Genomic DNA, 13,143 nt, shown 5'->3' on the forward strand with positions numbered 1-13,143 from the left:
GAAGGAAGCCGGGGGAGGTCGGCGCACACCATGCACGTCACGCATCTCTCGCTGGCCGACTTCCGTTCGTACGCCCGGGTCGAGGTCCCTCTCGATCCGGGCGTCACCGCGTTCGTGGGGCCCAACGGCCAGGGCAAGACCAACCTCGTCGAGGCCGTCGGCTATCTCGCCACGCTCGGCAGCCACCGGGTCTCCTCGGACGCACCGCTGGTGCGCATGGGCGCCGAGCGCGCCGTCATCAGGGCCGCGGTCCGCCAGGACGAGCGCCAGCAACTGATCGAGCTCGAGCTCAATCCCGGCAAGGCCAACCGCGCCCGTATCAACAGGTCCTCGCAGGTCAGACCGCGTGACGTCCTGGGGATCGTCCGTACGGTGCTGTTCGCGCCCGAGGACCTCGCGCTGATCAAGGGCGACCCCGGTGAGCGGCGGCGCTTTCTCGACGAGCTGATCACCGCGCGCTCCCCGCGCATGGCCGGCGTCCGGTCCGACTACGACCGGGTCCTGAAGCAGCGCAACACCCTTCTGAAGTCGGCCGCTCTCGCCCGTCGGCACGGCGGGCGCTCCATGGACCTCTCCACCCTCGACGTATGGGACCAGCACCTCGCGCGCGCGGGCGCCGAGCTGCTCGTCCAGCGGCTCGACCTGATCTCGGCGCTGCAGCCGCTGGCCGACAAGGCGTACGAGCAGCTGGCGCCCGGCGGCGGCCCGCTCTCCCTGGAGTACAAGTCCTCGGCGCCCGGTGACGGACACACCCGCGAGGCGCTCTACGAGCAGCTGACCGCTGCCCTGGAGGAGGCCCGCAAGCAGGAGATCGAGCGGGGCGTGACCCTGGTCGGCCCGCACCGCGACGATCTCGTGCTCAAGCTGGGCCGGCTCCCCGCGAAGGGGTACGCGAGCCATGGCGAGTCCTGGTCGTACGCCCTGGCGCTGCGCCTGGCCTCGTACGACCTGCTGAGGGCCGAGGGCAACGAGCCGGTGCTCGTCCTCGACGACGTCTTCGCGGAGCTCGACGTGCGCCGCAGGGAGCGCCTGGCGGAGCTGGTGGCCCCGGGCGAGCAGGTCCTTGTCACCGCCGCCGTGGACGACGACGTCCCGGCCGTCCTGAGCGGTACGCGGTACTCGGTGTCGGACGGCGCGGTGGACCGCGTATGAGCTCCGAAGAGGCCGCGGAGGGCGCCCCCAAGGACGCGTCCGGGGGAGCGCCGAAGCCGCCTGAGCCCTCCGGCGTCGACCTGGCCAGGGTCGCCCTGCGTGCCGCGAAGGAACAGGCACGCGCGCGTGGCGACGCCGCGCAGCAGAAGAAGCAGGCCCGCCGCGGCGGACTGCGGTCCGGCGCGCGCGCCGACGGGCGCGACCCGCTGCCGCTCGGATCCGCGATCAACCGGCTGATCACCGAGCGCGGCTGGGAGACGCCGGCCGCGGTGGGCGGTGTGATGGGGCGCTGGCCGCAGATCGTCGGCGACGACCTGGCCAATCACTGCGTCCCGCAGCGGTACGACGAGGACGAGCGCGTCCTGACCGTGCAGTGCGACTCGACGGCGTGGGCCACTCAGCTGCGGCTCATGGCCCCCCAGCTGGTGGCACGCCTCAACGAGGACCTGGGACACGGCACCGTGCGCCTCATCAAGGTGCTCGGTCCCGGTGGCCCCGCGCGCCGCTTCGGACCCCTGCGCGCGCCCGGCAGCACGGGCCCAGGCGACACCTACGGCTGAGGCGTCCTGCGACCGTAGCTGGGGGTTGACGTCCCGAAGCGCTGAGTGCCGCTGTGAGCGTTCTGGAGCCCTGGGCCGCATATGGGGAGTCGGCCGAGGCCGGTTCAGGGCGGCACATGAGGACTCAGGTACCGGCAAACCCCCATCACTGTCAGCGCTACCGGTAGACTGGAAGCTAATCCCGCCCCACTTGTGGGACGCACCGAGCAACGCTGACTAGGGCTTACCGAACAAACACGCCGCAGCCGCTCCGGCCACCGCCGGGAGCTTGGGTTGTGCTGTGCCAGAAAGGGCGCTTCGTGGCCGATTCCGGCAACCCCAACGAGAACATCCCGTCCACCGCCGCCGGCGCGAACGGCGAGGTCACACCGTCGTACGACGCCAGCGCGATCACCGTCCTCGAGGGTTTGGACGCGGTCCGCAAGCGACCCGGCATGTACATCGGCTCGACCGGTGAGCGTGGCCTGCACCACTTGGTCCAGGAAGTCGTCGACAACTCCGTCGACGAGGCCCTCGCCGGGCACGCGGACACCATCGACGTCACGATCCTCGCCGACGGCGGCGTGCGTGTCATCGACAATGGCCGAGGCATCCCGGTGGGCATCCACCCCGTCGAGAAGAAGCCGGCCGTCGAGGTCGTGCTGACCGTGCTGCACGCGGGCGGCAAGTTCGGCGGCGGCGGCTACGCCGTCTCCGGTGGTCTGCACGGCGTCGGCGTCTCGGTCGTCAACGCGCTGTCGACCAAGCTCGCCGTCGATGTCAGGACCGATGGTTACCGCTGGACCCAGGACTACAAGCTGGGCGTCCCCACGGCTCCGCTCGCCAAGCACGAGCGGGTCGAGGACACGGGCACGACGGTCACCTTCTGGGCCGACCCGGACGTCTTCGAGACGACCGAGTACTCCTTCGAGACGCTGGCACGGCGTTTCCAGGAGATGGCGTTCCTCAACAAGGGTTTGACGATCAAACTCACTGATGAGCGCGAGTCGGCGAAGGCCACGGCGGGTGCGGACTCGGCCGAGGCGACCGACGACGAGGCCGCCGAGGCCCGCACGGTCACGTACCACTACGAAGGCGGCATCGTCGACTTCGTGAAGTACCTCAACTCCCGCAAGGGTGAGGTCATTCACCCGACCGTCATCGACGTCGAGGCCGAGGACAAGGAGCGCATGCTCTCGGCCGAGATCGCGATGCAGTGGAACTCGCAGTACACCGAGGGCGTGTACTCCTTCGCGAACACGATCCACACGCACGAGGGCGGTACGCACGAAGAGGGCTTCAGGGCCGCCCTGACGGGCCTGGTGAACCGCTACGCGCGCGAGAAGAAGCTGCTCCGCGAGAAGGACGACAACCTCACGGGTGAGGACGTCCGCGAGGGTCTGACCGCGATCATCTCGGTCAAGCTCGGCGAGCCCCAGTTCGAGGGCCAGACGAAGACCAAGCTGGGCAACACGGAGGCGAAGACCTTCGTCCAGAAGGTCGTCCACGAGCACCTCACGGACTGGTTCGACCGGAACCCCAACGAGGCCGCGGACATCATCCGCAAGGGCATCCAGGCCGCCACGGCCCGCGTCGCAGCCCGCAAGGCCCGCGACCTGACGCGCCGCAAGGGCCTCCTGGAGACGGCGTCGCTCCCGGGCAAGCTGAGCGACTGCCAGTCGAACGACCCCACGAAGTGCGAGATCTTCATCGTCGAGGGTGACTCCGCCGGTGGTTCGGCGAAGTCCGGCCGCGACCCGATGTACCAGGCGATCCTGCCCATCCGAGGCAAGATCCTGAACGTCGAGAAGGCGCGCGTCGACAAGATCCTGCACAACCAGGAAGTCCAGGCCCTGATCTCGGCCTTCGGCACCGGTGTGCACGAGGACTTCGACATCGAGAAGCTCCGCTATCACAAGATCATCCTGATGGCGGACGCCGACGTCGACGGTCAGCACATCAACACGCTGCTCCTTACGTTCCTCTTCCGCTTCATGCGGCCGCTGGTCGAGCAGGGGCACATCTACCTGTCGCGCCCGCCGCTCTACAAGATCAAGTGGTCGCGGGACGACTTCCAGTACGCGTACTCCGACCGTGAGCGCGACGCCCTGATCGAGCTCGGCCGCCAGGCCGGCAAGCGCATCAGGGACGACTCGGTCCAGCGCTTCAAGGGTCTCGGCGAGATGAACGCCGAGGAGCTGCGCATCACGACGATGGACCAGGAGCACCGCGTGCTCGGCCAGGTGACCCTGGACGACGCGGCACAGGCCGACGACCTCTTCTCGGTGCTGATGGGAGAGGACGTCGAGGCACGGCGCTCGTTCATTCAGCGCAATGCCAAGGACGTCCGTTTCCTCGACATCTGAGTCGGCCCGTACAAGCCGCACCTCGAAAGGACTTTGACCAGCAATGGCCGACGAGAACACCCCTGTGACGCCCGAAGAGGAACCCGCCGTTCCCGGCGTGGGCATGCGTGTCGAGCCCGTCGGGCTCGAGACGGAGATGCAGCGCTCCTACCTCGACTACGCGATGTCCGTCATCGTGTCCCGCGCGCTGCCCGACGTACGGGACGGTCTGAAGCCCGTCCACCGCCGCGTCCTGTACGCGATGTACGACGGCGGCTACCGTCCCGAGAAGGGCTTCTACAAGTGCGCCCGCGTCGTCGGCGACGTCATGGGCACCTATCACCCGCACGGTGACTCCTCCATCTACGACGCCCTGGTGCGCCTCGCCCAGCCGTGGTCGATGCGCATGCCGCTGGTGGACTCCAACGGCAACTTCGGCTCCCCGGGCAACGACCCGGCGGCCGCCATGCGGTACACCGAGTGCAAGATGGCGCCGCTGGCCATGGAGATGGTCCGTGACATCGACGAGGAGACCGTCGACTTCACGGACAACTACGACGGCCGCAACCAGGAGCCGACGGTCCTGCCGGCGCGCTTCCCGAACCTGCTGATCAACGGCTCGGCGGGCATCGCGGTCGGCATGGCCACCAACATCCCGCCGCACAACCTCCGCGAGGTCGCGGCGGGCGCGCAGTGGGCCCTGGAACACCCCGACGCCTCCCACGAGGAGCTGCTCGACGCCCTCATCGAGCGCATCAAGGGTCCCGATTTCCCGACCGGTGCCCTGGTAGTGGGCCGCAAGGGCATCGAGGAGGCGTACCGCACGGGCCGTGGCTCCATCACGATGCGCGCGGTCGTCGCGGTCGAGGAGATCCAGAACCGCCAGTGCCTGGTCGTCACCGAGCTGCCGTACCAGACCAACCCGGACAACCTCGCGCAGAAGATCGCCGACCTGGTCAAGGACGGCAAGGTCGGCGGCATCGCCGACGTCCGCGACGAGTCGTCCTCGCGCACCGGCCAGCGCCTCGTCATCGTCCTGAAGCGTGACGCGGTCGCCAAGGTCGTTCTGAACAACCTCTACAAGCACACCGACCTCCAGTCGAACTTCAGCGCCAACATGCTGGCCCTGGTCGACGGCGTGCCGCGCACCCTCTCGCTGGACGCCTTCATCCGGCACTGGGTCACGCACCAGGTCGAGGTCATCGTCCGGCGCACGAAGTACCGGCTGCGCAAGGCCGAGGAGCGGGCGCACATCCTGCGTGGCCTCCTCAAGGCCCTGGACGCCATCGACGAGGTCATCGCGCTCATCCGCGGCAGCCAGACCGTCGACATCGCGCGCGAGGGCCTGATGGGCCTGCTCTCGATCGACGAGATCCAGGCCAACGCCATCCTCGAGATGCAGCTGCGCCGCCTCGCCGCCCTGGAGCGCCAGAAGATCGTCGCCGAGCACGACGAGCTCCAGGCGAAGATCAACGAGTACAACACGATCCTGGCCTCGCCCGAGAAGCAGCGCCAGATCATCAGCCAGGAGCTCGCGGCGATCGTCGACAAGTTCGGCGAGGACCGGCGCTCCGCGCTCGTGCCCTTCGACGGCGACATGTCCATGGAGGACCTGATCGCCGAAGAGGACATCGTCGTCACCATCACGCGCGGCGGTTACATCAAGCGCACCAAGACGGAGGACTACCGCTCGCAGAAGCGCGGCGGCAAGGGCGTGCGCGGCACGAAGCTGAAGCAGGACGACATCGTCGACCACTTCTTCGTGTCGACGACGCACCACTGGCTGCTGTTCTTCACCAACAAGGGCCGTGTCTACCGCGCCAAGGCGTACGAGCTCCCCGACGCCGGACGCGACGCCCGCGGCCAGCACGTGGCGAACCTCCTCGCCTTCCAGCCGGACGAGCAGATCGCCGAGATCCTCGCGATCCGTGACTACGAAGCGGTGCCCTACCTGGTGCTCGCCACCAAGGGCGGCCTCGTAAAGAAGACACCGCTCAAGGATTACGACTCGCCCCGCTCCGGCGGCGTCATCGCCATCAACCTCCGCGAGACGGACGACGGTTCGGACGACGAGCTGATCGGTGCCGAGCTCGTCTCGGCCGAGGACGACCTGCTCCTCATCAGCAAGAAGGCCCAGTCGATCAGGTTCACCGCAACGGACGACGCGCTGCGCCCGATGGGCCGCGCCACTTCGGGCGTCAAGGGAATGAGTTTCCGCGGCGGCGACGAGCTTCTCTCGATGAATGTGGTTCGTCCGGGTACGTTCGTCTTCACCGCCACCGACGGTGGGTACGCGAAGCGGACCAACGTCGACGAGTACCGCGTCCAGGGTCGCGGTGGCCTCGGCATCAAGGCCGCCAAGATCGTGGAGGACCGCGGCGAGCTCGTCGGCGCCCTGGTGGTCGAGGAGACCGACGAGATCCTCGCCATCACGCTGTCCGGCGGTGTGATTCGTACGCGAGTCAACGAGGTCAGGGAGACGGGCCGTGACACCATGGGCGTCCAACTGATCAACCTGGGCAAGCGCGATGCCGTGGTCGGTATCGCTCGTAACGCCGAGGCCGGGCGCGAGGCCGAGGAAGTCGACGGAGACATCGTCGTCGACGAATCGGATGGTGCCGAGCCGGCCACCGGAACGGACGAGGGCACGGATTCCTCGGCCGAGTAGCGCGAGGAGTGAACCATCGTGAGCGGAGCCACGGGCGCCGAGGCAAAGCGGACCGGCACTACCGGTACGGACGGTGCCCGTGGCTCCGCCACTGATGCACACGACTCTCACGAGTCTCATGGATCCCAGGGGGGGACTGTGACGGACACCCGAGGGCCGGGGACTTCTGGTCAGACCGCCGGCCAGACTGGTGGGGCGCTGCCCGGGGAGCGCCAGCCCCAGCAGCAGTCGTCCCAGCCCTACCACCCGCCGCAGGCGTATCAGCAGGGCGCGCAGGCGGGCGCCGTGCGACGGCCGCGGACCGGGGCGCGCACGATTCCGCGCACGCGCAAGGCGCGGCTTCGGGTGGCCAAGGCCGACCCGTGGTCGGTGATGAAGGTCAGCTTCCTGCTCTCCATCGCCCTCGGCATCTGCACGATCGTCGCGGCGGCCGTCCTGTGGATGGTCATGGACGCGATGGGCGTCTTCTCCACGGTCGGCGGCACGATCTCCGAGGCGACGGGCTCGAACGAGTCCAACGGCTTCGACCTGCAGTCCTTCCTGTCGCTGCCGCGCGTCCTGCTGTTCACCTCGATCATCGCGGTCATCGACGTCGTCCTTGCGACCGCGCTGGCGACGCTGGGCGCCTTCATCTACAACCTCTCCGCGGGCTTCGTGGGCGGCGTCGAGCTGACCCTCGCCGAGGACGAGTAGCGCCTGCTCCCCCGCGCGCGGGTATCGATTTTGGGACTGGCCCCCGGGTGCGCTAATCTTCAGAGGTCAGCGCGCGGGACATACCGCAGCGCGGCGGGGCTATAGCTCAGTTGGTTAGAGCGCATCCCTGATAAGGATGAGGCCACAGGTTCAAATCCTGTTAGCCCCACAGTGGCCCGGAGCCAGCCAGAAGGCCGGTAGATCTCCAAGATCTACCGGCCTTCTGCATGTGCTGGCCTTGTGCTGGCCTTCTGCATGTGCCGGCCTTCGTCGTCCAGGCGCAGTCGTCCAGTCGGCCCCGTTTCCCCGTACCGCGCTCAGTGCCGTCGCTCTGTGGCCTGTGCCCCGCAGGGGTGGCTGTCCCGCAGGGGCGGCTGTCCCGGGGATGGCTGTCCCGTATGCGCCTGCGAGAGTCGGTCGCACGAAGAAGACCCCCGGCCTGTGGCCGGGGGTCTTCTGAGGTTCGGGAGGGCGGGTGCCCCGGGCGCGGGGCCGGGGTTACGGCTCCGCGGCGAGCCCTGGTTCCTGCGCGGTGGTCTCAGCCTCGGCTTCCGTGTCCGACGGGGGCAGGTGCCGGCAGCTGGGGGATGATCCATGGGCCTCGGCGCGGATGCGCTGCTTCATCGTGGGCGGCAAGGACCGTTCGTACGCTGCCGACCAGAGGGCCGCCATCATCGGCGTAGGCGCGCACACCGTGGCGCTGCGTGCGTTCGTGGTCTCCTGCGCCGTCGTGGCCGCGGTGGCCGTCGTGGTGAATCCCAGCGCGGCGCAGAGCGCGAGGAATGCGGTGACGATCGTGGTCCACAGCTTCATGGCCTTGTTGCCGGTCATGGCCCCTCAATTCGGGTTGGGCGATTTGCGTACTTTCCTCATGATGTGTATGCGAGGCCCGGAGTGGTGGACCGACGCTCGCGTGGCGTCGATGTTCAGATGAACACCACCCGGATGGCCCCAAGAGGCCAGAGAAGGGGGCAAAGCGGCGAAAGTCACAGTGGAGACGGGATCGGTGTGGAGTTCCTGGGTCCGTTTCGACTGCTGGGCGGAGTGCGGGAGTTGAGGCGGATCCAGGTCACCGATCGATATCGCTCGGTGTGTATAGTCGGGCGCCAGAAGTCCCCTACGTCAAGGAAAGACGAGGTCGCGCGGTGAAGAAGCTTCTCCTGGTCGCACTGGCCGCCATCGGCGGGCTCCTCGTGTACCGCCAGATCCAGGCGGATCGCGCCGAGCAGGATCTGTGGACGGAGGCGACTGACTCCGTGCCCACGGGTTCGTGAGTATCGACGACAGTCACTTCACAAGCCCCGGTCGCAGTTGCGGCCGGGGCTTTGTGGTGCTCGGGGGCCGGGCGGGACTGGAGTGGCGGTAGTGCGCAGTGGGGTGGCGGCGGCCGTGAGCATGGCTTCGGTGTGGTGGACCCGGATGGCAGATTCACCCGTATTCGCATTCGTAAATGAATTCCTTGCATAAGCGAATGCGAGGGTGGCGCGGTTGCGCCGGTGGCGGGTTCGCGGTGGTGTCCGTGCGGCGTCGGGTGGGCAGGACGGTCGGGACGGGCGGGACGGCTGGGTTCGCGACAAGGGGTGCGCGTGATGGGGTGGCGCGTGATGGGGCGGCGGCTGAGTGGGTGCCGGGGCGAGCCGGGAGCGGGCCGTCGTCGAGCCGTGACGGCCGTGGCCGCGGTCGTCGCCGGGCTGTGCGCGGTGGGCCCGGCCCAGGCCACGGGAACGCCCAGCCCCTACGCCTTCGCTGAGGGCGCCGAGACGGTCGTAGGCGCGGCGAGCAACGTGGAGGGGCACCGGCTCAGCCCCGGGAAGACGTACAAAAGCTCTCTCCCGCGCGTGGGACAGCGCTTTTACCGCCTGGAGCTCACGGCGGATGAAAACGCGTATGTCTCCGTCACGGCCGTCCCGGACCCCGGCACCAAAGTCTCTTACGCCGACGGTGTCGAGGTGTCCGTACAGGACGCCGAAGGCAACAACTGCAGCCCGATGGAGGCGGAAGAGGCGCGGTTCGGCTCTTCGGAGAGCCCGCGTCCGATCACCGCCACGGCGGTGCGCAGGGCAGGCCCCGGCGAGAAGAGCTGCGCGCGGGCCGGTACCTACTACGTGCTCGTCGAGCGGACCAGGGCTTCGAGGACGGCGCAGCGCCTTGCCCAGCGTCTCGCTCAGGACGACTGGGACCTGGAAATTCACGTCGCGTCAGAACCCGTGCTGCGGGCGGACGGTGCGACATCGCCGCCGCAGACGTGGAACTCGGCGGCTCCCGTGCCGCCGTCGGGCGAGCGCAGGGCGCGCGAGGGCGGCACGAGCTTCAGCACGGCGCGAGGGCTGGACAAGGGCGTCTGGGGGTCCGGTATCGAGCCCGGCCAGACCCTCTTCTACCGCGTGCCGCTCGACTGGGGGCAGCAGGTCTCGGTCGCGGCCGAGCTCGGCAGTACGAGCGGTACGGGGAGCGCAACCGGCAGTGCGGGGCGGGGACCAGGGCGGGGCGCCGGGTACGTCTCGTCCGCCTTGGTCATGACCCTGGCCAACCCGGTGCGCGCCGAGGTCGACGACGCCGACACGGCGTACGACGGAAGGCAGAAGTCGGCTGCGCTGAAACCCTTGCCGCCGGTCGCGTACGAGAACCGGTTCGCCCTCACCGACGAGATGTCCGCGATGAGGTTCGCCGGCTGGTATTACCTGTCGGTCCACCTCAGCCCCGAGGTCGCGGAGAAGTTCGGCGATGCCCCGCTGGAGCTGACACTGCGGGTGGACGTCGCCGGTTCGCCAGGGCCGGGGCCCTCGTACGCCGGGTCGCCCGTGCCCGCCGAGGACTTCGGCGTCACGCAGCGGGACACGGAGGCGGCGAAGCGCGGGGAGACGGCGGCCGGGAGCGGCGGCGCCGCGGAGGACAACGGGCTGATGGTGGTGGTCGCCGCCGGAGGGATCGGGGCCGGGGCGGTGCTGCTGGGGATTCTCGGCGCGTGGACGCTGATCGCGCGACGCAGGCAGGCGGCGGCGGTCGCGGCGGCGGCCGCTGAGGCAGCGGCTGCGGCGGCTGCGAGTGGGGTGGGGCCCGCGAGTGCTTCCGCGCCGGCGCGGTTCGGGCCTCCGCGGGGCTGGTGAGGGCGGTCGGCTCCTAGGGGCTCCCCCTGGGCTTCCCCTGGTCTCCCCCGCCGACCGGTCAGAGCTGTGTGAGCGCCCAGAAGCCCACTGCGAAGCAGACCAGGGCGAGGAGCAGCATCGGGGCGGCAACCTTCGCGGGCGGGCCGGGGTGCCTCGGCGGGGCGGGAGAGGCTGCGGCGAGGGGTTTGGGATTTGGTCGGTTCAGAGGTGGAACCTGGGCGGCTTGAGCGGGGTATCGATCAGTAGAAGCCGGAGCGCGGTGGGCCGCGGAGGTCACGGCTTGTGCGGGGCCTTGGGGCGTGGGTGCGGGTGCGGGCTGGTGAGGGGACGGCACATGTGTGGGCTCGGGCGCGGGTGCGGGTGGCCGCAGGGGGACGGGAGTGGGGGGAGTGGGCGGCTGAGGCGGCTGCAGGGGCGGAGGCAGGGGGAAGCCGCCCGTGTCCGAGGTGGTGCACGGCGGCCGATCGGGCATCGGCCCTGCGGCGGGGGCGGGCGGGGGTGCGGGCGCTGACCCGGGAGCGGGCGTGGCAGACGCCCCCGGAACCGGTGCGGGTGTCGGTATCGGGGCCGGGAACGGGGGCGGTGGTGGGGTGCGTGTCTCGGACCCGGGTGTGGGGCGCGCGTGACGGGCCCGGGAGCCCGTACGCGGCGTGGGCGTGAGGGGGCCGTCGGGGCCGAACCCGGTGGGCAGGGGAGGGAGCTGGTCGAAGATCTCGATGAGCTCGTCGTCGGGGCCCGGCTCGGGCAGCATCTCCACGGCCGGGGCCAGTGCTTTGCGCGCCCCCGTGGCGGTACGGAAGCGCGTCTGGGGATCCGGCTGGAGAAGGGTGGCGATGACCTGCCAGAGGGGCTCGGGCACGCCCTGCGGCGCCCGCGGCGTGCCGTGCTCGGCGAAGTACTCGACCAGAGCCTTGCTGTCCGGCCTGGCGCCCTCCAGGAGATACAGGGTGACCAGACCGACGGCGAAGAGATCGGCCGTGAAGTCGGGCTCGCTGCCGAGGAGTTGCTCGGGGGCGAAATAGCCGGGCGTCCCCACCACGTAGTCGGTCTCGGTCAGCCGGGGCTCGCCCTTGCGCATCGAGATGCCGAAGTCGGACAGCCGCAGATGCGGGCGGCCGGCGCCGGTGGCGTCCAGCAGGATGTTGGCCGGCTTGATGTCCCGGTGTACGACGCCTTCGGCGTGGACCGCCGCGAGTCCCGAGAGGAGCTGGTCGAGGAGGGTGCAGACGAAGCGGGGCGGCAGCGGTCCGTAGTCCCCGATCACATGCGCCAGCGAGCCGCCGCCGACCAGGTCCATGGTGAAGAGGACCTTGTCGTCGTCGGCGGCCCAGCTGGCGGGCGCGAGCACATGGGGGTGGTCGATGCGCAGGGCCTGTTCCCGTACGAACCTCAACAGGGAGTGCGCGTCGCTCTGTTGCAGCACCTTGGCGGCCACGTACCGGTGTCGCCGGTGGTCCCAGGCGCGCCAGACCGCTCCGACTCCCCCATGTCCGACCGGGTCGACCAGTTCGTACCGGCCGGCGAAGACCTCACCCATGGTCGCGCTCCGCTTCCCCTCCGGGCCGTGCCGCTCCCCCTACGGGCTGTGCCGCTCCCCCTACGGGCCCTTCCGCTCCGCTTCCGGGCCGCGCGGCGACCCGGTCGGCGGCTCAGTTCTGGTGCGCCTCGTAGTGGGCGACCGCGTCCGCGGTGCGCCCGGCGCCGTACACCCGGAGGAACTCTGCCAGTTCCGGGTGGGTCGGGGCGAGGGAGTCGGCGGCATCGATGATGTCACCGGCCGCCGCGACGGAGCGCAGCAGTGACTGGATCTCGCGCACCACGCGCTTGACCGTGGGCGCGCCCGAACTGGTCGCCGTCTGCGCGGTGTTGGTGAGGACGGAGCCGCCCTGGGACTTCTTGATCTCGTCCATGCGGTCGGTGGCCTCGGCGGCGCTGACGCTGCCGTCCGCGACCTGGCCCGACAGTTCCTGCAGGAGCTGGACGCGCTGGACCACGGCAGGGTTGCCGATCTTGGCGCGCTGGCCGCTCATGAGCTGGGACAACATGGGCGCGGAGAGGCCGAGGACGCCCGCGAGGCGTGCCTGGTTCAGGCCGAGGTCATCGATGAGGCGACGGAAGAGCGCCCCCAGCGGCTCCCCGTACCAGTTCCGCTGGAGCTCCCGTGCTCTCGCGGTGGTGTCTTGTTGTGCGGCGTCCATTGCGTCTCCCCATCGCTTCCCCTAAGACCGCGGTTCGCTGCCGCGAACCACGTCGTGCATCTTACGGAGCGTGGTCGTCGACCGGGAGCCCCAATCCTTTTGCGAGATCCGGGGGGTGACCCGGTACTCTGGTCTGCGATGCACGCCGGGAGGTGATTCTTCCGGTCGAGGTATCGGCTCGGGGCCTTAGCTCAGTTGGTAGAGCGCTGTCTTTGCATGGCAGATGTCAGGGGTTCGACTCCCCTAGGCTCCACACAGTAAATGCCCTCTGACCTGCGGAAACGCGGTTTCAGAGGGCATTTTTTGTGCCCATCAGTGGGCACATCGGTGCTCACCGGCCCTGGGGGAGCCCGTACCTTTCAAGGGGTTTGCACGCCCTTCCCTCCCCCGGTGATCTCCTAGGCCCGGGTCGTGGCGTGCTGGCGCAGCGGTGGTGCGTGA

The 13,143-nt window shown here is 69.4% G+C and carries 10 protein-coding genes and 2 tRNA genes; 9 read left to right on the forward strand and 3 right to left on the reverse strand.

Annotated features, from left to right (window positions below; translation table 11 throughout):
• Positions 1-30 precede the first annotated feature (30 nt).
• From recF to ACFVYL_RS16360, 6 genes are all read left to right on the forward strand, one after another.
• Complete coding sequence (gene recF / locus ACFVYL_RS16335) at positions 31-1,152, forward strand: DNA replication/repair protein RecF (RefSeq protein WP_389716199.1); 1,122 nt, start codon at positions 31-33, stop codon at positions 1,150-1,152.
• On the forward strand, positions 1,149-1,712 hold the full coding sequence (locus ACFVYL_RS16340; protein WP_389716202.1) for a DUF721 domain-containing protein: 564 nt from the start codon (positions 1,149-1,151) through the stop codon (positions 1,710-1,712). Before recF ends, ACFVYL_RS16340 begins: the two co-directional genes overlap by 4 nt.
• Positions 1,713-1,987: 275 nt before the next feature.
• A complete protein-coding gene (gene gyrB, locus ACFVYL_RS16345) occupies positions 1,988-4,057 on the forward strand; it encodes a DNA topoisomerase (ATP-hydrolyzing) subunit B (protein WP_389716204.1) in 2,070 nt (689 codons plus the stop codon).
• 43 nt (positions 4,058-4,100) lie between these two features.
• Positions 4,101-6,704 carry a DNA gyrase subunit A gene (gene gyrA, locus ACFVYL_RS16350; RefSeq protein WP_389716206.1) on the forward strand — a complete coding sequence of 868 codons (2,604 nt, stop codon included), beginning with the start codon at positions 4,101-4,103 and terminating at the stop codon, positions 6,702-6,704.
• 18 nt (positions 6,705-6,722) lie between these two features.
• A complete protein-coding gene (locus ACFVYL_RS16355; RefSeq protein WP_389716209.1) occupies positions 6,723-7,397 on the forward strand; it encodes a DUF3566 domain-containing protein in 675 nt (224 codons plus the stop codon).
• A 95-nt stretch (positions 7,398-7,492) separates the two neighbouring features.
• Positions 7,493-7,566: transfer RNA gene (locus tag ACFVYL_RS16360), tRNA-Ile, on the forward strand.
• A gap of 329 nt (positions 7,567-7,895) precedes the next feature.
• Here the strand turns inward: ACFVYL_RS16360 and ACFVYL_RS16365 are convergent.
• Complete coding sequence (locus tag ACFVYL_RS16365) at positions 7,896-8,228, reverse strand: DUF6344 domain-containing protein (RefSeq protein ID WP_389716212.1); 333 nt, start codon at positions 8,226-8,228, stop codon at positions 7,896-7,898.
• A gap of 314 nt (positions 8,229-8,542) precedes the next feature.
• Here ACFVYL_RS16365 and ACFVYL_RS16370 point away from each other — a divergent pair, with 314 nt between their 5' ends.
• Entirely contained in the window at positions 8,543-8,671 is a 129-nt protein-coding gene (locus ACFVYL_RS16370; protein ID WP_003999697.1) for a DLW-39 family protein, read from the forward strand.
• A 387-nt stretch (positions 8,672-9,058) separates the two neighbouring features.
• Positions 9,059-10,504, forward strand: coding sequence for a hypothetical protein (locus ACFVYL_RS16375; protein WP_389716214.1), 1,446 nt, complete (start codon positions 9,059-9,061; stop codon positions 10,502-10,504).
• Between the two features lie 58 nt (positions 10,505-10,562).
• On the opposite strand, the gene ACFVYL_RS16380 is transcribed toward ACFVYL_RS16375, so the two are convergent.
• Positions 10,563-12,041 carry a serine/threonine-protein kinase gene (locus ACFVYL_RS16380; RefSeq protein WP_389716217.1) on the reverse strand — a complete coding sequence of 493 codons (1,479 nt, stop codon included), beginning with the start codon at positions 12,039-12,041 and terminating at the stop codon, positions 10,563-10,565.
• A 112-nt stretch (positions 12,042-12,153) separates the two neighbouring features.
• Positions 12,154-12,702, reverse strand: coding sequence for a helix-turn-helix domain-containing protein (locus ACFVYL_RS16385; RefSeq protein ID WP_389716220.1), 549 nt, complete (start codon positions 12,700-12,702; stop codon positions 12,154-12,156).
• Positions 12,703-12,882: 180 nt separating this feature from the next.
• Between ACFVYL_RS16385 and ACFVYL_RS16390 the strand changes: the two genes are divergently transcribed.
• A tRNA-Ala gene (locus ACFVYL_RS16390) sits at positions 12,883-12,955 on the forward strand.
• The last annotated feature ends 188 nt before the right edge of the window (positions 12,956-13,143 follow it).

The organism is Streptomyces sp. NPDC058308 (genome assembly GCF_042880275.1).
In the GTDB taxonomy this organism is placed as follows: domain Bacteria; phylum Actinomycetota; class Actinomycetes; order Streptomycetales; family Streptomycetaceae; genus Streptomyces.